The organism is Planomonospora algeriensis (assembly GCF_977012225.1).
On record NZ_CDRNDK010000032.1, the window covers coordinates 1 to 17,662 of the forward strand.

Genomic DNA, 17,662 nt, shown 5'->3' on the forward strand with positions numbered 1-17,662 from the left:
GCCGCGGCCGGAGCCGTCCCGCGGAGCCGCTGCGGCCACGGACGACGGCCGGGCGCGGCGGCCGGCTTCGGCGTTGAAGTCGCGGGCACCCCTTGTTCTTCGGCACAATGTTCGATATGGCCCGACGGACGACCACACCCCCCGCTGACGAGGACTTCGAAGAGCGGATCGTCGACATCGACGTTTCCGCCGAGATGCGCACCAGCTTCCTCGAGTACGCGTACTCGGTGATCTATCAGCGCGCGCTGCCCGACGCCCGGGACGGCCTCAAGCCGGTCCAGCGCCGCATCCTCTACTCGATGAGCGAGATGGGCCTGCGGCCCGACCGCGGGCACGTCAAGTCGTCACGGGTCGTCGGCGACGTCATGGGCAAGCTCCACCCCCACGGCGACACCGCCATCTACGACGCGCTGGTCCGCATGGCACAGCCGTTCTCCATGCGGCTGCCGCTGATCGACGGGCACGGCAACTTCGGCTCCCCCGACGACCTGCCCGCCGCGATGCGCTACACCGAGGCGCGCCTGGCCGCCGCGGCCATGGCCATGGTGCAGTCCATCGACGAGGACACCGTCGACTTCAAACCCAACTACGACGGCCAGGAGACCGAGCCGACGGTCATGCCGTCGGCGTTCCCCAACCTCCTGGTCAACGGCGCCACCGGCATCGCGGTCGGCATGGCGACCAACATGGCCCCGCACAACCTCGTCGAGGTCGTGGCCGCCGCCCGCCACCTGATCAAGAAGCCGGAGGCCACGCTCGAGGACCTGATGCGGTTCGTCCCGGGCCCCGACCTGCCCACGGGCGGCACGATCATCGGGCTGGACGGCATCCGCGACGCCTACGCCCGCGGCCGGGGCACCTTCCGGATGCGCGCCAAGTGCGCGGTCGAGCAGGTCAGCCCCCGGCGCAAGGGCATCGTCGTCACCGAGCTGCCGTTCAACGTCGGCCCGGAGCGCGTGGTCACCAAGATCCGCGAACTGGTCACGGCCAAGAAGCTGCACGGCATCTCCGACCTGAAGGACCTCAGCGACCGGCACCGCGGCCTGCGGCTGGTCATCGAGATCAAGAACGGCTTCATCCCGGAGGCCGTGCTGGAGGAGCTCTACCGGCTGACGCCGATGGAGGAGACCTTCGGCATCAACAACGTGGCGCTGGTCGACGGCCAGCCCCGCACGCTCGGGCTGCGCGAGCTGCTCCAGGTCTACGTGGACCACCGCCTCGACGTGGTCCGCCGCCGCTCGGCCCACCGCCGCCGCAAGCGCGAGGAGCGCCTGCACCTCGTCGAGGGCCTCGTCATCGCCCTGCTCAACATCGACGAGGTCATCCGCGTCATCCGTTCCTCCGACGACTCCGCCCAGGCCCGCGAGCGCCTGATGACGGCCTACGAGCTGTCGGAGGTCCAGGCCGCCTACATCCTCGACACCCCGCTGCGCCGACTGACCCGCTACGACAAGCTGGAGCTGGACCGGGAGCAGGAGACCCTGCGCGGGGAGATCGCCGAGCTGACCGCGATCCTGTCTTCGGAGGACCGGCTGCGCAAGGTCGTCTCCGACGAGCTCGCCCAGGTCGCCAAGACCTACGGCACCCCCCGCCGCACGGTCCTGCTGGAGGCCTCCGGCGCCCCCCGGAAGACCGCGGCGCCGCTGGAGCTGGAGGTGCCTGACGACCCGTGCCTGGTCCTGTTCTCCTCCACCGGCCTGCTGGCCCGTACGGCCGACGCCTCCCCGCTGCCCCGCGAGGGCGGACGGTCCCCGCACGACGTGCTGGTCTCCGCGGTGCGGAGCACGGTCCGGGGCGAGGTGGGCGTGGTCACCAGCCAGGGCCGGATGATCCGGGTCCAGGTCGTGGACCTGCCGACGCTCCCGCCGACGGCCGATCCGCCGTCCCTGTCCGGCGGCCATCCGGTGTCCGAGTACGTCGCGCTGAACCCCGGGGAGACGGTCGTGGGCATCGGCTCCCTCGACCCCGACGGGCCCGGTCTGGCGCTGGGCACCGCTCAGGGCGTGGTCAAGCGGGTGGTGCCCGACTATCCGGCCAACCGTGACGACTTCGAGGTCATCGGGCTCAAGGACGGCGACACCGTGGTGGGAGCGACGGAGCTGACCTCCGAGGAGCACGACCTGGTCTTCATCACCTCCGAGGCCCAGCTCCTGCGCTTCCCCGCCTCCGTCGTGCGGCCCCAGGGCCGCCCGGCGGGCGGCATGGCCGGCATCCGGCTGGACGGCGGCGCGCGGGTGATCTGGTTCGGTGCCGTGGACCCGGCCCTGGAGTCCAGGGTCGTGACGATCGCCGGTTCCTCCACCGCCCTGCCCGGCACCCAGACCGGCGGAGTCAAGATCTCCGACTTCGCCGAATACCCGGCGAAGGGCCGCGCCACCGGCGGCGTCCGCGCCCAGCGTTTCCTCAAGGGCGAGGACGTGCTGCTGCTCGCCTGGGCGGGCCCCGGGCCGGCTCGCGCCGTCTCGGCCACCGGCAAGCCGGTCCCGCTTCCCGAGGAGCTCGGCCGCCGGGACGGTTCGGGTCTCCGCCTCACCCACGCGGTCGCGGCCGTGGGCGGCGCCCTGGGATCCTCGCTGAGCTCCTCCGCCGATGCCGCCGGACGGGCCCCGCAGGCGGCCGACTAGGTCCGGCGCTCCCCGGGTCGCGGAAGGCGCGGAAGCGCGGCCGACGACCCGGGGAGCCCCATCACGGCCTCACGCCGCGCAGAGACAGAACGGATGGCCGGCCGGGTCCAGGTACACGCGAAACGAACCGCTCTCGTCCGGCTGGTGCGTGTGCTTGACCGCGCCCAGCGCCAGGGCGGCCGCCTCGGCCTCGTCGGGGTCGTCGACGGTCAGGTCCAGGTGGAGCTGCTGAGGCCGAGCGGGATCGGGCCAGTCCGGCGGCCGGTGATCGGGCGCCTTCTGGAAGGAGATGCGCTCCGACTCCCCGGCTCCGCTGATGGTCACCCAGTCGTCCTCGACCGTCGTGATCTTCCAGTCGAGGAGCGCGCTGTAGAAGTCGGCCAGGCGGTTGGGGTCCGGGCAGTCGAGGACGACGGCCCGCATGCGTGCGATTCCCACGGTTCCTCCCAGGATGACACCGGTGAAAATCCCATGGCGGTGTTGCGCATGGTCGAAACACCACCTTCCCCGGCACCTCCGGATCATGCATGGCCGATCAGGCGGGTGAGCCCTGGAGGGCGGACCTGATGGCCATCAGCAGTTGCCGCGGTTCCCCGGCCTCCCAGAAACGGACGACCCGGGCGACCTCCTCACCGGGCCGGAACTCACCGGCGCCTCCCGGGCCGAAACATCCGACGTCGGCGAGGGCCGCCAGGAGCGGGTCGTCCTCGCCGAGCGCCTCCACGTAGACCGTCGCGTCCAGCAGCGCCAGCGCCGAGCGGGCGTTGCGTCCCCCGTCGCGAGGCTCCACGCGGTCCAGCTTCTTCCTGGCCTGGGTTCGGAGGTAGCCGGCCAGGGATTCGGTTCTGCTCATGGCCCTTCCCGGGATTCTTTACCTTGCGTCAGAGCATCATCACCTAAAGTGATCTGCGATGACGGGATCTTAGCCGAGAAGGCCGAGAGTGGGACCCTGGAAACCTCTATGAAACGGACATGAGGGATCATCGATGTGTTGACTTCACTGATCGAGGGGTGCGCCTGTGAGTGCGTTCGACGACCTGCTGACCGCCAATGAGAAGTTCTCCGCCACGTTCACCGACGCGGAGCTGACCGGCAAGGCGGCCCGGGGACTGGCCATCGTCACCTGTATGGACTCGCGTATCGATCCGCTGGGGGTGTTCGGCCTGAAGCCGGGCGACGCCAAGATCCTGCGCAACGCCGGGGCCCGGGTCACCGACGACGTGCTGCGGACACTCGTCCTGGCCGTCTACCTCCTGGGCGTGAACCGCGTGCTGGTCATGCCGCACACCGACTGCGGCATGTCGAAGGTCACCGACGACGACGTGCACGAACTGGCCGCCCGGCACGGCGTCGACACCCGCAGCCTGGAATTCCACACGGTCCCCGACCAGGACGCCGCCCTCCGCCACGACCTGGTCCGGATCAGGACCAGCCCGTTCCTCCCGGAGGAGATGGCCGTCGGCGGCGCCATCTACGACGTGCGCACCGGAAAGCTCATGCCGGTCGAGTTGTGAGCCCCGCCCCGCGGAAAGGCCGCCGGGCCCGCGTGGCGCCCGGCGGCCCTCGGGCGGCTCAGGCGTCGATGTGGTCGCGGTCGACCTCGGCCGCGCTACCGACGATGAACTCCCGGCGCGGGGCCACCTCGCTGCCCATGAGGAGGTCGAAGATACGCTCGGCCTCCTGGACGTCCTCGATCCGGACCCGGCGCAAGGTCCGGTGCCGGGGCTCCATGGTCGTCTCGGCCAACTGGTCGGCGTCCATCTCACCCAGGCCCTTGTAGCGCTGGACCGGGTCCTTCCACCGCTTGCCGCGGCGCTCGAGGTCGCGCAGGACCCGGTGGAGTTCGGCGTCGGAGTAGCAGTAGACGTACTTCTCCTTGCCCCGTCCCGGGTTGGTGATCTCGATCCGGTGCAGCGGCGGGACCGCCGCGAAGACCCGGCCGGCCTCGACCAGCGGCCGCATGTAGCGGTGGAACAGGGTCAGGAGCAGGCAGCGGATGTGCGCGCCGTCGACGTCGGCGTCGGCCATCAGGATGACCTTGCCGTATCGTGCGGCCTCGAGGTCGAACGACCGGCCGGAGCCCGCGCCGATGACCTGGATGATGGCGGCGCACTCGGCGTTCTTGAGCATGTCGGCGACGGACGCCTTCTGCACGTTCAAGATCTTGCCGCGGATCGGCAGCAGTGCTTGGAACTCCGAGTCGCGCGCCGCGCGGGCGGTGCCCAGCGCCGAGTCGCCCTCGACGATGAACAGCTCACTGCGGTCCACGTCGTCACTGCGGCAGTCGACCAGCTTGGCCGGGAGCGCGGAGTTCTCCAGGGCGGTCTTGCGCCGCTGGTTGTCGCGGTGCTCGCGGGCCGCGATGCGGGCCTTGGCCGCCGCGGTGATCTTCTCCAGGACCGAGCGCAGCTGCGGCTTGAGCGTGCGGGAGGGGTTGGCGAAGAACTCCTTGAGCTCCCGGGAGACGACGTGGGAGACGATCCTGCTGGCCGCCGCCGTACCCAGGACCTCCTTCGTCTGCCCCTCGAACTGCGGCTCGGGCACCCGGACGGTCACCACGGCGGTGAGCCCTTCCACGATGTCCTCGCGGGTGACCGGTGCGTCGTTGCTCTTGAGCAGGCGGGTCTCCCGGAGCTGCTCGTTCACCGTGCGCACCAGGGCCCGCTCGAAGCCGGTGACGTGGGTGCCGCCCTTCGGCGTGGCGATCACGTTGACGAAGGAGCGGACGGTGGCGTCGTATCCCTTGCCCCAGCGCAGCGCCACGTCCACGGTGAGCTCGCGCTGGACCTCGGTGGAGGTCATGTGGCCCAGGTCGTCGAGGACCGGGACCGTCTCGTGGAAGTGGCCGACGCCCTGCAGGCGCAGCACCTCGCAGACGGCCTCGTCGCGGGCGAGGAAGTCGGTGAACTCGGAGATGCCCCCGTCGAAGCGGAACTCCTCCTCGGAGGGCTCCTCGCCCCGGCTGTCGCGCACGGACAGGGTGAGTCCCGGCACGAGGAACGCGGTCTGGCGGAGGCGGACGTGGATCTCGTCGAGGGAGACCTCGGCCTCGGGCAGGAAGATCTGGCGGTCCGCCCAGAAGCGGACGCGCGTGCCGGTGACGTCGCGGGCCAGCGGGCCGCCGTCGCGCAGCCCCGACTTCTTCTTGAACTTGGCGGTGGGCCCGTCGCCGTCGAAGACACCGGGGACGCCCCGGCGGAAGCTGATCTCGTGGACCCGGCCCTCGCGGTCGACCTCCACGTCCAGACGGGAGGACAGGGCGTTCACCACGGAGGCGCCGACGCCGTGCAGACCGCCGGAGGCGGCGTAGGAGCCGCCGCCGAACTTCCCGCCCGCGTGGAGCTTGGTGTAGACGAGCTCGACCCCGGCCAGGCCGCTCTTGGGCTCGACGTCGACAGGGATGCCCCGGCCGTTGTCGCGGACCTCGATCGAGCCGTCGGGGTGGAGTTCGACCTCGATACGCGTGCAGTGACCCGCCAGCGCCTCGTCGACCCCGTTGTCCACGATCTCCCACAGGCAGTGCATGAGACCGCGGCTGTCGGTGGACCCGATGTACATGCCCGGGCGCTTGCGGACGGCTTCGAGCCCTTCCAGCACCGACAGATGACGGGCTGTATAACCCGCCTCCGTGCTAACTGCGGTCACACCCACTCCCACTCTGCTCGAACACGTGTGCGCAGCTTACCGTTCTTCCCGCCGCGGCGCGTCCCAGCTTGCCAGCAGAGACCGGGCCGCGTTACCCCCGGCGAGATCTCCGTCACTCCCGGCGGCATTCCGCTCTCGGCGTACTCCCAGGTCGATTGGGAACGTCCGCATCCGGTTAGATGTTGTCTCAAGTGACTGACGCCCGATCCCCCACGTCGGGGATGACCCGAAAGGCGATACGTGACTGGAGCTCTCGCCCCCGCCAAGCCGCTGACGGCCACGGACCGCTGTGACCGGTGCGGCGCCCAGGCTTACATCCGCGCCACCCTTCCTGTCGGTGGGGAGCTGCTGTTCTGCGCCCACCACGGGCGGCAGCACGTAGCCGTGCTGAGAGACAAGGGTGCCGACATCCAGGACGAGTCGGCGCGTCTCAGCGCCACCCCCTCGACCGCCGGAAACGACGAAAGGTAAGGGTCCTCGCTTCATCGGACCCGATAGTGATATCGGGCCGACACCGTGAAACCCAGCCGCTCGTAGAGCGACCGGGCCGTGGTGTTGGCCTCCACCACACATAGGTACGCCCGCTGAGCGCCCTGCTCCCGCCCATGCGAGAGCAGGGCGCTCAGCATGCGCCGTGCGTGGCCCCGCCGCCGAGCGTGCGCCGCCGTGGCCATGCAGTAGACGCCGAACCATTCCCCCTGCACGACGCCCCGCCCCACCGCCTCCGTGCCGAGGGAGCCGTAGACGGCGGGCACGCCCGTGAGGATCCGGCGGGCCGTCTCCCGGGCGTCGCCGCCACCCCTGCCGTCCACGTTCCACCAGACGTCCAGCCATTCCGGATCCGGTTCCGTCCCGAGTCGGACCTCCGCTCCGGATCCGCCGCCCTGCGGCGCGCCGCCGCTTTCTTCCGGCTCCGCACCCGCACCCGCTCTCGGTGCCGGAACGCCTCTTCGCTCCGGATCCTCCCCCGGCGCCGATGCTCCTTCTCTCCCGGCGCCCGCCGCCCCGACCGGCTCCAGCGGCGCGACCATCACCAGGGTGGGATCCACGACCCGGTAACCGCGTGCGTCCAGCAGGCCGTCCAGCTCCGGAGCCGCGCCCGCGCCGACGGAGAACGCGCAGGGCAGTCCCTGGCCGGCGTAGAACGCCTCCGCCGCGTCCACGGCCGCGTCCAGGTCCCGCCGGACTCCGAGCGGCAGGACCGAATTGGCCCGTTTGGTGACCCCGGCCGCGGTGCGCAGCGTCCATCCGCCGGAGTCCGTCCGGCCGAGGGCGGGCCACGCCTGGTCGATCAGGCGGTCGAACACGTCGTCCGTCATGATCAAGACCATATAGTCCGCCCGCCGCCTCCCACACCACCGGGTACGGCGCTCCCCCCCGGCCCGGTGACCCCCGGCAGGCCCCTAAGCTCGGGAACCGTGCTGATTCTGCTGCCACCCTCGGAGGGCAAGGCCGCGGCGGGCGAGGGCTCCGCCCTCGACCTGGCCTCCCTGAGCTTCCCGTCCCTGCCCCGGCGGACCGTCCTGGAGGCGGTGACCGCACTGTGCGAGCGGCCGGAGGCCCGGTCCGTGCTCGGCCTGTCGGAGGGCCAGGCCGGTGAGATCGAGAAGAACCTGCGGCTGCGGACCGCTCCCGCGCTGCCGGCCGCCGAGCTCTACACCGGGGTGCTCTACGACAACCTCGCTCTCGCCTCCCTGTCCCCGGAGGCCACCGCGCGGGCGGCGGAGAGCCTGTTGATCTTCTCCGGCCTCTGGGGACTGCTCCGGACCACTGACCGGGTCCCGCCGTACCGGCTGTCCATGGGGGTGAGGCTGCCGCTGCTCGGCGGGCTGGGCGCCTTCTGGCGCCGTTCGCTCACCCCGGTGCTCGACGCCGAACCGGACCTGGTCGTGGACCTGCGCTCCAGCACCTACGCGGCGGCCTGGCAGCCGGGCGGCCGAGGAGTGGCGGTGCGCGTGCTCAAGGGCGGGAAGGTCGTCAGCCACATGGCCAAGGCCACCCGGGGCGTGATCGCCCGCAGCCTGCTGGAGGGCGGCGCCGACCCGCAGACCCCGGACGAACTGGCCAAGGTCCTCGGTGACCTCGGTCACGTGGTCAGGCTCGGGCCCGCACCGGGCGGCAGGCGCCCGTGGACCCTGGACGTCCTGGTGTGACGACGACCGGGACCGACGGCCAAGGGCTCTCCGCGCAGGACCGGGGATCCGTCCGCCCCGGGCCTCCGGTGCGGACGGAACGCTCAGGAGAGGGCCCGCGCCGATCGGCACGGGCCCTCTTCTCGCAGGGTTCCTCGGCACTTCCCCGGCGCTCCGCCGCGGGAGCCCCGGAGACGCGGACCTAGTCCAGGTAGTCCCGCAGGACCTGGGACCGGGAGGGATGACGGAGCTTGGACATCGTCTTTGACTCGATCTGGCGGATGCGCTCACGCGTCACCCCGTAGACCTTGCCGATCTCGTCCAGGGTCTTCGGCTGACCGTCGGTGAGGCCGAACCGCATGGAGACCACGCCCGCCTCGCGCTCGGACAGCGTGTCCAGAACGGAGTGGAGCTGCTCCTGCAGCAGCGTGAAGCTGACCGCGTCCGCCGGGACGATCGCCTCGGAGTCCTCGATGAGGTCGCCGAACTCGCTGTCGCCCTCCTCGCCCAGCGGGGTGTGGAGGGAGATCGGCTCGCGGCCGTACTTCTGGACCTCGATGACCTTCTCGGGGGTCATGTCGAGCTCGCGGGCCAGCTCCTCGGGAGTCGGCTCGCGACCGAGGTCCTGCAGCATCTGCCGCTGGACGCGGGCCAGCTTGTTGATGACCTCGACCATGTGCACCGGGATGCGGATGGTCCGCGCCTGGTCGGCCATGGCCCGGGTGATCGCCTGCCGGATCCACCACGTGGCGTAGGTGGAGAACTTGTAACCCTTGGTGTAGTCGAACTTCTCGACCGCACGGATCAGGCCCAGGTTCCCCTCCTGGATCAGGTCCAGGAAGAGCATGCCGCGGCCGGTGTAGCGCTTGGCCAGCGAGACCACCAGACGGAGGTTGGCCTCCAGCAGATGGTTCTTGGCCCGGCGGCCGTCCTCGGCGATCCACTCCAGCTCCGCGCGGACGTCCACCGGCAGCTTGTCGCCGTCGGTGCCCAGCTGCTCCTCGGCGAACAGGCCCGCCTCGATGCGCTTGGCGAGCTCGACCTCCTGCTCGGCGTTGAGCAGGGGGACCTTGCCGATCTGCTTGAGGTAGTCCTTGACCGGGTCGGCCGTGGCTCCGGCGGCGGCGACCTGCGCCACGGGGGCGTCGTCGTCGTCGTCGGAGAGGATCAGCACCTCTTCCTCGCTCTGCGGGACGACCGCGTCGGCGGCGACCTCGGGCTTGGCCTCCTCCTCGACTTCGGCCTCCGCCTCGACCTCGACGTCCTCGACCTCCACCTCGAGGTCGAAGTCCTCGATCTCGACGTCCTCGAGGTCGAGCTCCTCCTCATCCTCCCCGGCGGCCGCCTTCGGCTTCGGGTCGGCCTTGGGCGTGAGCGTCTCGGGACCGGCGCTCTTGGCGGGTCCGGCGGAAGGCTTCTTCGCGGCCGGGGCGACCTTCTTGGCCGGAGCCGCGGGCTTCTTGGGCGCGGGGGCCGGCGCGGTCTCGGAAGCGCCGACGACCGCGGTGACGGTCTCCGGCTGCTCCTTGGCGGCCGCGGCCGCGGTCTTGGTCTTCTTGACCGGGGCGGGCGCGGCGGGGGTCCGGCGCTTGGCCGGAGCCTTGGGCTTCTTGGGGCCCGCGGAGTCCTCGGCGGTCAGCCGTACGATGATGCCCTCTTTGCTGAGGTTGCGCAGGATTCCAGCGACCTGCGCCATCGGAATGTCCGCTTCCTCGACGGCCTTGCGGACATCCTCGGACTCGAGGAACCCCTGCGAGCGCCCCCGCTCCATCAGCTGCTGAATGACGGGCTCGTTCAGCTCGGATGGCTTCGAGCGAGTCGAACTTGCAGGCGACACGAACACCTCTCGAAGGAAAGCGTGACGAGAATGGACTCAGATGCCCGCTAGGGGCGGGTGCCTCTAGTGGTGCTCAGAGAGGCCGCACGAACCGCGACGCACCTGCCCAGCATTCTGACATGACACCGTGATCCAAACGGCCGCCTCCTGGCGGTTGCCCTCCACCCTAGGCCGACGGAGACAGTAGTGCGTACGGAAGCGGGGCACCGATACCCGAAAGCAACCCTTATGACTGTTTCATTCAGTCACTCTTCGTGGTTGGCGGAACATGAATTGCAAGTACCGTGACGTCGTCATCCTGCTCATACCCCGCCAGCATGCGATCCACCAGGAAATCCAACAACATATGCGGACTACTGACAACTTCCGGCGGCGCTTCGGTTACGACCGAGCAAAGTTCCGCGAGCCCGGCGTCCAGCCCGCGCTTGCGGTTCTCCACCAGGCCGTCGGAGTACAGGACCGCGGTGTGGCCCGGCGGGACGCAGAATCTGAACTGCCGCCGGCTCGCCGGCCAGCCGAGCGGAGTGCCCGGCTCCCCGTCGCACAGCAGCGGCATGCCCTGGGGTGAGACCAGCAGAGGCGGCGGGTGTCCGGCCAGCGCCAGCGTGCCCTCGCCCGTCCCGGGTTCGACCACCATGTAGGCGAGGGTGGTAACCTGCTCCTCCTCCTCGGTCGCCTCGAAGACGCGGTCCAGACCGGTGAGCACGGCGGCGGGCGGCGGGTTGGTCAGAGCCAGCGCCCGCATCGCGTTGCGGATGCGGCCCATCCCCGCCGCGGCCTTGACGCCCTTGCCCATGACGTCGCCGACCACGGCCGCGACCCGGCCGTCCTGCAGGACGAACGCGTCGTACCAGTCGCCGCCGACCTGCACGTGACGGCTGCCCGAGCGGAACCGCTGGGCCAGCATGAGCCCGCGGACCACCGGCAGCCGATCCGGCAGCAGGCTCCGCTGGAGCGTCTCGGCGGTGCGGTGCTCCCGCTCGAACAGCGTGGCCCGCTCGACTGCGAGCGCGCACTGCCCGGCGAGGGCCTCCAGGAAGACACCGTCCTCCTGGGAGATCTTCTGGGGGCGGGTGAAGGCGAACCGCAGCGCGCCCAGGGCGCGGCCCGCGGCCAGCAGCGGCAGGCCCACCCAGGCCCGCTCGTCGCTGTGGGCGAGGAAGCCGTTGATCGCCTCCTCGTCGGCTCCGGCGTCGACCAGCTGGGCGCGCAGGCTCTCGGGCGACTCGGCGAAGACCGGGCGACGGCTGTTCACCGCCATGGTCATCACGCTGGAGTGCGCGAGCGGGATCTCCTCGCCCGGCGCGCCCGGGACGTCGGGGATGCCGCCGTTGTTGACCAGCTTCAGCACGGAGCGGTCGGCGTCGAGGAGCGCCACGGCCGACCTGTCGGCCGCCAGCGCCGTACGGCCCACGTCGATGATGACCTGGACGACCTGCTCCACCGTGAGCGCCTCGGCCAGCTGCGCCGTGGCGCCCTGCAGCCGCGCCGTGCGCAGGGCCGCGGCGCCGAGCTGGTCGGTCAGCCGGCCGCGCATCTCCTCGGCCTCGCGCTGCGGGGTGACATCGGTGTTCGCCCCCACCCACTCGACCACCCGGCCGTGCCGGATGATCGGTACGGCGCGCACCTCGAAGTAGCGGTAGCCGCTCGCCCGGGTGCGGACCCGGTAGCTCCACTCGAACATGGTCCGGCCGCGCAGGGCCTCACGCCACGCCTCCTCGGTGTGCGCGCGATCGTCCGGGTGCACGGCCTCCAGCCAGCCGCCCGCGAGGTACTCCTCCAGTCCCTGGCCGGTGATGGCGCGCCACTGCGGCGCGTCCTCCTTGACCGTGCCGTTCGGGGCGGTGATCCACACGAGCTGCGACTGCGCCTCGACCAGCGACCGGTAGCGCTCCTCGCTGCGCCGCAGGCTCTCCTCGACCAGCCTGCTCTCGGTGACGTCGACGCCCACCAGGCAGACCGCGCGGAACACGTCCTTGTCGTCGTGGACCGGCGAGAAGGTCAGCGACCAGTGGCGGGTCTCCCCTTCGGCCGTGCGCACCCGGACCCGCTGGTCCCCCTCGATCCCGGCTCCCTCGACGACGGCGCGGACCGCCCCCTCGACCAGCGCGGTGAGGTCGGCGGGGAGCACCTCGCCCGGGGCGTGGCCCACCAGCCGCTCGGCGGGCAGGCCCACCATCCCGGCGAAGACCTCGTCCACCCGCTGGAACCGGCCGGCGGGGTCGAGGAAGGCGAAGGCGAACGGCGACTGAGACAGCAGGCCCTGCAGCAGGCCGGAGTCCGAGATGTCCACACCCGACTCCCGGGGACGGGGCACGGAGGTTTCGGCGCTCATGGTCGGCACCTCCGTCGCGTGCCAGGGTCTCCCACGAGGCACATCTCCAAACTTGCGAATTGGCGTAGCACAGCTCCGGAAACCGGATCCTGCAGTACATCATCGGCGATGGGCGCCTGCGGGCGGAAGTCCCGCCCATGATGCGACGAACCTCCCCGGCCCGAGGACCGGGGTCTCCACGGTAACGCGACGGGGCTCCGGTGGGAGAGGTCCCCGTCCCCCGCGACCGGCGGACCGCCCTCCGGGACCTGTGGACGCCCGACCCGCACGGGAGCACGGATCTCGCGGGTCTCCCGCCCCCATCACCGCGGGAGACGACGGGGCATCCACCATCCCCGCCACCCCTTCCACGCACCCCGGTCGTCACCGGCGGCGCGTTCAAGCGTTCGCGGCCAGGACCCTAGCAGGATCGAGCCGGACCGTCCCGACAACCGCCCACCTCGCCTCCGCCGTTCCAACCGGCAAGATCAGCGTACTGACTCCCGCCCGTTTTGGCTGCCCCTTCGCGGACACGTTCTTTACTTTCCTCCCTCCGCGATGAGTCAACGATGAAGTCAGCTTTCCCTGCCGGCTCCGAGAGGCTTGACACCGGCGCGATAAGTTGTGGAATGAAAACGCACGTCCCCGCCGTCCACCCGGGGCCACGCCCCCGGTAACCCGGAGGAATGTGACATCCATGCCCGCTCTCGCCATCCGCTCCGCCAGCGGTACGACCACATTCCATGACTCCCTGAGCAGCCGACTGGCCGCCGAGTTCCTCACCGTCCCCCCGGGCACCGTCGACCGCTGCGTGGCGGACGTCCGCGCCTGCACCGAGCATCTCGGCGTCGAGGCCACCCCCGAGGTCGTCGAACGGGTCGCCCGCGAACACCTGCTCGCCATCGTCAACTCCGCGCCGCCGCCGCGAAGTCCCCGGTAACATCGGGATCACCGAGCCGCGTTCCGCGCACCCATCGGCTCGGGAACGCGAGAAGGTTGGAACGTGAGCGAGCGCAGCGAGCGAGCCGACGGGCACAGCAGCGTCCGCGAATGCGCGATCCCGCGCCGGAGGCGGGGGATCCGCATGAGCGAGCGCAGCGAGCGAGCCGACGGGCACAGCCGTCCGGGGTTCACACGGTCGACGGAGGAGGCCGCTTGAACCGCCGACATCGCAGGGACCCGAGGGAGACCCACGCGCCCGACGAGGTGTTCTCCGAGATGCTGCTGGCCGCCCGCGAACTGCTCGCGGTGAGCAGCCCCCTGGATGCCGAGCTCATGGTCTCCGACATGGTCGGCGCCTGGTGGGGGCGGCGGCTGCGGCGCGGAGACGCCGAGCAGGTCCTCGGCGAGGGGCTGGTCGACTACGCGGCCAAGGCCGGCTCCCCCGCCGCGCTGACCCTGCTGATCGCGCTGGCCTATCTCGGCACCGCCCGGCAGGCCGCCAAGGCCGAGGGGGCGGCGCTGGCGCTCATCGAGCGCGACGTGGCCAGACCCCGCTGGGCCGACCGGCTGGGCGCGGTGAAACCGATCGGCTGCTACGTCTCCCGCGACGCCTACGGCGACCAGGACACCGTGGTCTGCACCTTCGGCTACCGCGGGGCCGACAGCGGCGAGGACCGGCATGCGCTGGTCATGGTCGTCGACTACAACATGCGGGGCATCGCCCGTGACACGTGGGTCTCCTCCCACGTCGACAAGCTGCTGGAGCAGGCCCGGGCCGAGGCCGAGGCCAACCCGATGCTCCGTTTCGAGGAGATCGAGCCCCAGCAGGCCAGAGCCCTGCTGGAGTCCGCCATGAAGGCCACCGCCGAGTACGGCTACCGCAAGACGGCCGCGCCGGTCAGCGACAGCTACAGCGCCTACCACGCCTTCGCCCGCTCCCGGATCAAGGCGCTGCCCCCGGGCCGCAAGCGCCCGGCCCCGCTGCACAGCGAGGCCCCCTACAGCCGCGACCGCAGGGCGATGCTGGCGGCGGAGTTCCTCTCCTCGGACGCGGCCGAGCACCTATCGGATCCCTCGGCGGCCTCCCGCTGCGCCGACCACATCATCGACTACGGCTGCGACCAGGACTTCGGCCGCCCGCTGCGAGTGAGCCCGACCAAGTGCGAGACGTTCCTGCTCGACTGGCTGCCGCGCAAGGTGATGCTGAGCCCCGCCGAGCAGGAGGCCGTGCCGTACGTCCTGTCGGCGTGGGCCCGCTTCACCGCGCCCCGCACCGGGCTGTCGGAGGAGGGGCTGCGGGCGACGCTCGACGGCATCTGGGAGGCCACAGCCCGTTTCCCGGAGACCTACCGCGATCCCACGACCTTCGGGCTGGACCGCGACCTGGTGGAGCGGCTGCTCCCGGACGGCGACCTGTCCGCGCTGGCCCGGCGGGTGTTCGCCTTCCCTTTTCTGCAGGGCGAGCACGGCGAGGTCAAGCTCGACCTGCTCAACCCCGCCGACGAGGGGGACCGGCGGATCCTGCTGGACATCGACCACGCCGGCGAGCCCGGCCGGTTCGACCGCGACGAGCACCTGGCCTGGCACGAGGAGATCGCCGCACGGCTGTGGGAGGGGGACCCGCCGCAGTTGTGGGAGGCGGCGCAGCGGCTGCTGGACCTCGGCCACGACCGGCACGAGGTGCTGCACGTGCTGATCGAGATCGCCGAGCGGATCGGCGACGATCCGGAGGAGCTGGCCACCGCGCTCGACGACATCGCCGACATCCCCGACGAGCCCCCGCTGTAGGCGAGCGTCATGGCGATCGATCTCAACGCCGACCTCGGCGAGGGTTACGGCATCTGGCGGCTGGGCGACGACGAGGCCCTGCTCGATGTGGTGACCAGCGCGAACGTCGCATGCGGCTTCCACGCCGGTGATCCGCTGACCATCCGCCGCACCTGCGAGGCCGCGGTGGCCCGGGGGGTGCGGATCGGGGCCCAGGTCTCCTACCGGGACCTGGCCGGGTTCGGCCGCCGCGAGATGGAGGTGGATCCGGAGGAGCTCCGCGCCGAGGTGCTCTACCAGCTGGCGGCGGTGGACGGCGTCGCCCGCGCGGTGGGGGGCCGCGTCTCCTACGTCAAGCCGCACGGCGCGCTGTACAACCGCATCTGCCGCGATCCCGAGCAGGCGGAGGCGGTCGCGGAGGCGGTCGCCGACCACGACCGGAGCCTGCCGGTGCTCACCCTGCCCGGCTCGGCCGTCCACGGGGCCGCCGCGCGCCACGGGCTCGCCACCGTCGCCGAGGCCTTCGCCGACCGCGCCTACACGCCCGCCGGGACGCTGGTCCCCCGCCGCTCCCCCGGCGCGGTGATCCACGATCCCGACGCGGTCGCGGTCCGGGCCGTGCGCATGGCGACCGCCCGGACGGTCGTCGCCGCCGACGGTTCCGAGGTCCCCGTGGACGCCCGCTCGATCTGCGTGCACGGCGACACCCCGGGCGCCGTACGGCTGGCACGGGCCGTCCGCGACGGCCTGGTGCGGGCCGGGGTGGTCCTGGAGGCCTTCACGTGAGAGGGCCCCGCGCGATCGTGCCCCCGGACGGGGTGCCCGTCCGTCCGGCCGGGGAGCACGGGCTGCTGGTGGAGACCGGGGCGCTGGAGGTCTCGCACCGGCTGGACGCGCTGCTGCGGGCCGACCGCCCGGCCGGGGTGACGGAGATCGTGCCGGGTCCGGCCACCGTGCTGGTCGTCGCGCCGGGCGCGACCGCGGGCGGCTCCGATCCTACCTGGCCGCGGTGGTCCGGAAGGCGCGCGCCCGGAGCCGGGCCGGGCCGCGCCGGGGCGTCTCGTGACGGTCCCGGTGGTCTACGACGGCGCCGACCTGACCGACGTGGCGGCGCTGAGCGGGCTGACGGCCGGCGAGGTGGTGGAGCGGCACACCGGGCGGGAGCTGGTGGTGGGCTGGCTGGGGTTCGCTCCGGGGTTCGCCTACCTCACCGGCCTGGACCCCGCGCTGCACCTCCCGCGGCTGGCCACCCCGAGGACCTCGGTGCCCGCCGGCGCGGTGGCGGTCGCGGGACCGTACTCCGCCGTCTACCCTTCGGCCTCCCCGGGCGGCTGGCGGCTGCTCGGGCGCTCACCGATGCCCGTGTGGGACGTGGCCGCCGATCCGCCCGCCGTGCTGACGCCCGGCACCCGGGTGCGTTTCCAGGCGGTCACCGGATGACGGCCCGGTCCGCCCCTTCCCCGCCCATGCGTCCGGCGGCCGCATGATCGAGGTGGTCGCGCCGGGGCCGTACGCCACGGTGCAGGATCTGGGCCGTCCCGGTTACGGCCACCTCGGGGTGCCCCGCTCCGGCGCCGCCGACGCGCCGAGCCTGCGGCTGGCCAACCGCCTGGTCGGCAACCCCGAGGGCGCCGCCGGGATCGAGCTGACCTTCGGCGGGGCCGTGCTGCGCTTCCTGGACGGCGCGTGGGCCGCGCTCACCGGTGCCGCCTGCCCGGTCGTCCTGCGGGGCGGTTCCGCCGGGATGCACGCGCCCTTCTGGGTCCCGCCGGGCGGCGAGCTCCGGCTGGGCGCCCCGATGACCGGCCTGCGGACCTACGTCGCGGTCCGGGGCGGCCTCGACGTCCCCCCGGTCCTGGGCAGCCGGTCGGCGGACTCGCTCTCCGGCCTCGGCCCGGCCCCGCTCGTCCCGGGCCTGGTGCTGCCGGTGGGGCCGTCCACCGGCCTGCCGCCGATCACCGTGGACGTCGCGCCCCCGCCCGGGAACGCGTCCGGCGCCCTGCGGATCCTGCCCGGCCCCCGGGAGGACTGGTTCGCCCCGGGGGCGCTGGCCGCCCTGTGCGCGGAGCCGTACGAGGTGAGCCAGGACAGCAACCGGGTGGGCGTGCGGCTGGTGGGCGCCCGCTGGAGCGCGCCCTGAGCGGGGAGCTGCCGAGCGAGGGCATGGTGGCGGGGTCTCTGCAGGTGCCACCGGACGGGCGGCCGATCGTGTTCCTGGCCGACCACCCGCCGACCGGCGGCTATCCGGTGATCGCGGTTCTCGCCTCCGGCGATCTCCCGGCGGCCGCGCAGTTGCGCCCCGGCGACCGGGTCCGCTTCCGCCTCTGATGGGACCGGTACCGCCATCTGGTTCCGTTATGTCCAAAAACCCTTTATCGTCATAGTGACGATTAAGGAGACG

The 17,662-nt window shown here is 71.9% G+C and carries 14 protein-coding genes and 1 pseudogene; 9 read left to right on the forward strand and 6 right to left on the reverse strand.

What is annotated here, in order from left to right; all coding sequences use genetic code 11:
* Positions 1-116: 116 nt before the first annotated feature.
* Positions 117-2,624 (forward strand): DNA gyrase/topoisomerase IV subunit A, encoded by a 2,508-nt coding sequence (locus ACWJ6R_RS06045; protein WP_449061242.1) that lies wholly within the window; start codon positions 117-119, stop codon positions 2,622-2,624.
* Between the two features lie 69 nt (positions 2,625-2,693).
* Here the strand turns inward: ACWJ6R_RS06045 and ACWJ6R_RS06050 are convergent, their stop codons facing one another.
* The gene (locus ACWJ6R_RS06050; protein ID WP_449061243.1) at positions 2,694-3,062 is read right to left on the reverse strand and encodes a VOC family protein; all 369 of its coding nucleotides are present in this window, start codon (positions 3,060-3,062) and stop codon (positions 2,694-2,696) included.
* 97 nt (positions 3,063-3,159) lie between these two features.
* Positions 3,160-3,477: a hypothetical protein gene (locus ACWJ6R_RS06055; protein WP_449061244.1), complete on the reverse strand. Its 318-nt coding sequence runs from the start codon at positions 3,475-3,477 to the stop codon at positions 3,160-3,162.
* A 166-nt stretch (positions 3,478-3,643) separates the two neighbouring features.
* On the opposite strand from ACWJ6R_RS06055, the gene ACWJ6R_RS06060 reads away from it, so the two are divergent.
* Positions 3,644-4,138, forward strand: a complete 495-nt coding sequence (locus ACWJ6R_RS06060) for a beta-class carbonic anhydrase (RefSeq protein WP_449061245.1) — start codon at positions 3,644-3,646, stop codon at positions 4,136-4,138.
* A 58-nt stretch (positions 4,139-4,196) separates the two neighbouring features.
* Here ACWJ6R_RS06060 and ACWJ6R_RS06065 read toward each other — a convergent pair whose 3' ends face one another.
* The gene (locus tag ACWJ6R_RS06065) at positions 4,197-6,269 is read right to left on the reverse strand and encodes a DNA gyrase/topoisomerase IV subunit B (protein WP_449061246.1); all 2,073 of its coding nucleotides are present in this window, start codon (positions 6,267-6,269) and stop codon (positions 4,197-4,199) included.
* Between the two features lie 240 nt (positions 6,270-6,509).
* On the opposite strand from ACWJ6R_RS06065, the gene ACWJ6R_RS06070 reads away from it, so the two are divergent.
* On the forward strand, positions 6,510-6,740 hold the full coding sequence (locus tag ACWJ6R_RS06070; protein ID WP_068898692.1) for a DUF7455 domain-containing protein: 231 nt from the start codon (positions 6,510-6,512) through the stop codon (positions 6,738-6,740).
* Between the two features lie 11 nt (positions 6,741-6,751).
* Here the strand turns inward: ACWJ6R_RS06070 and ACWJ6R_RS06075 are convergent, their stop codons facing one another.
* Positions 6,752-7,588: a GNAT family N-acetyltransferase gene (locus tag ACWJ6R_RS06075; RefSeq protein ID WP_449061247.1), complete on the reverse strand. Its 837-nt coding sequence runs from the start codon at positions 7,586-7,588 to the stop codon at positions 6,752-6,754.
* A 99-nt stretch (positions 7,589-7,687) separates the two neighbouring features.
* Between ACWJ6R_RS06075 and ACWJ6R_RS06080 the strand changes: the two genes are divergently transcribed.
* Positions 7,688-8,422 carry a YaaA family protein gene (locus ACWJ6R_RS06080; RefSeq protein WP_449061248.1) on the forward strand — a complete coding sequence of 245 codons (735 nt, stop codon included), beginning with the start codon at positions 7,688-7,690 and terminating at the stop codon, positions 8,420-8,422.
* A gap of 181 nt (positions 8,423-8,603) precedes the next feature.
* Here the strand turns inward: ACWJ6R_RS06080 and ACWJ6R_RS06085 are convergent, their stop codons facing one another.
* Both ACWJ6R_RS06085 and ACWJ6R_RS06090 read right to left on the reverse strand, forming a co-directional pair.
* Positions 8,604-10,238, reverse strand: coding sequence for an RNA polymerase sigma factor (locus ACWJ6R_RS06085; protein WP_449061249.1), 1,635 nt, complete (start codon positions 10,236-10,238; stop codon positions 8,604-8,606).
* Between the two features lie 241 nt (positions 10,239-10,479).
* Positions 10,480-12,573, reverse strand: coding sequence for a SpoIIE family protein phosphatase (locus ACWJ6R_RS06090; protein ID WP_449061250.1), 2,094 nt, complete (start codon positions 12,571-12,573; stop codon positions 10,480-10,482).
* Positions 12,574-13,249: 676 nt separating this feature from the next.
* On the opposite strand from ACWJ6R_RS06090, the gene ACWJ6R_RS06095 reads away from it, so the two are divergent.
* The 5 genes and pseudogenes from ACWJ6R_RS06095 (at position 13,250) to ACWJ6R_RS06115 (ending at position 17,589) form a co-directional block, all read left to right on the forward strand.
* Positions 13,250-13,492, forward strand: coding sequence for a hypothetical protein (locus ACWJ6R_RS06095; protein WP_449061251.1), 243 nt, complete (start codon positions 13,250-13,252; stop codon positions 13,490-13,492).
* Positions 13,493-13,770: 278 nt separating this feature from the next.
* Positions 13,771-15,282 carry a hypothetical protein gene (locus tag ACWJ6R_RS06100; RefSeq protein WP_449061261.1) on the forward strand — a complete coding sequence of 504 codons (1,512 nt, stop codon included), beginning with the start codon at positions 13,771-13,773 and terminating at the stop codon, positions 15,280-15,282.
* A 9-nt stretch (positions 15,283-15,291) separates the two neighbouring features.
* Complete coding sequence (locus ACWJ6R_RS06105; RefSeq protein WP_449061252.1) at positions 15,292-16,047, forward strand: LamB/YcsF family protein; 756 nt, start codon at positions 15,292-15,294, stop codon at positions 16,045-16,047.
* Between the two features lie 276 nt (positions 16,048-16,323).
* Positions 16,324-16,701 (forward strand): 5-oxoprolinase subunit B family protein, encoded by a 378-nt coding sequence (locus ACWJ6R_RS06110; RefSeq protein WP_449061253.1) that lies wholly within the window; start codon positions 16,324-16,326, stop codon positions 16,699-16,701.
* Positions 16,702-16,744: 43 nt separating this feature from the next.
* Positions 16,745-17,589, forward strand: a pseudogene (locus ACWJ6R_RS06115) (5-oxoprolinase subunit C family protein).
* Positions 17,590-17,662 lie beyond the last annotated feature (73 nt).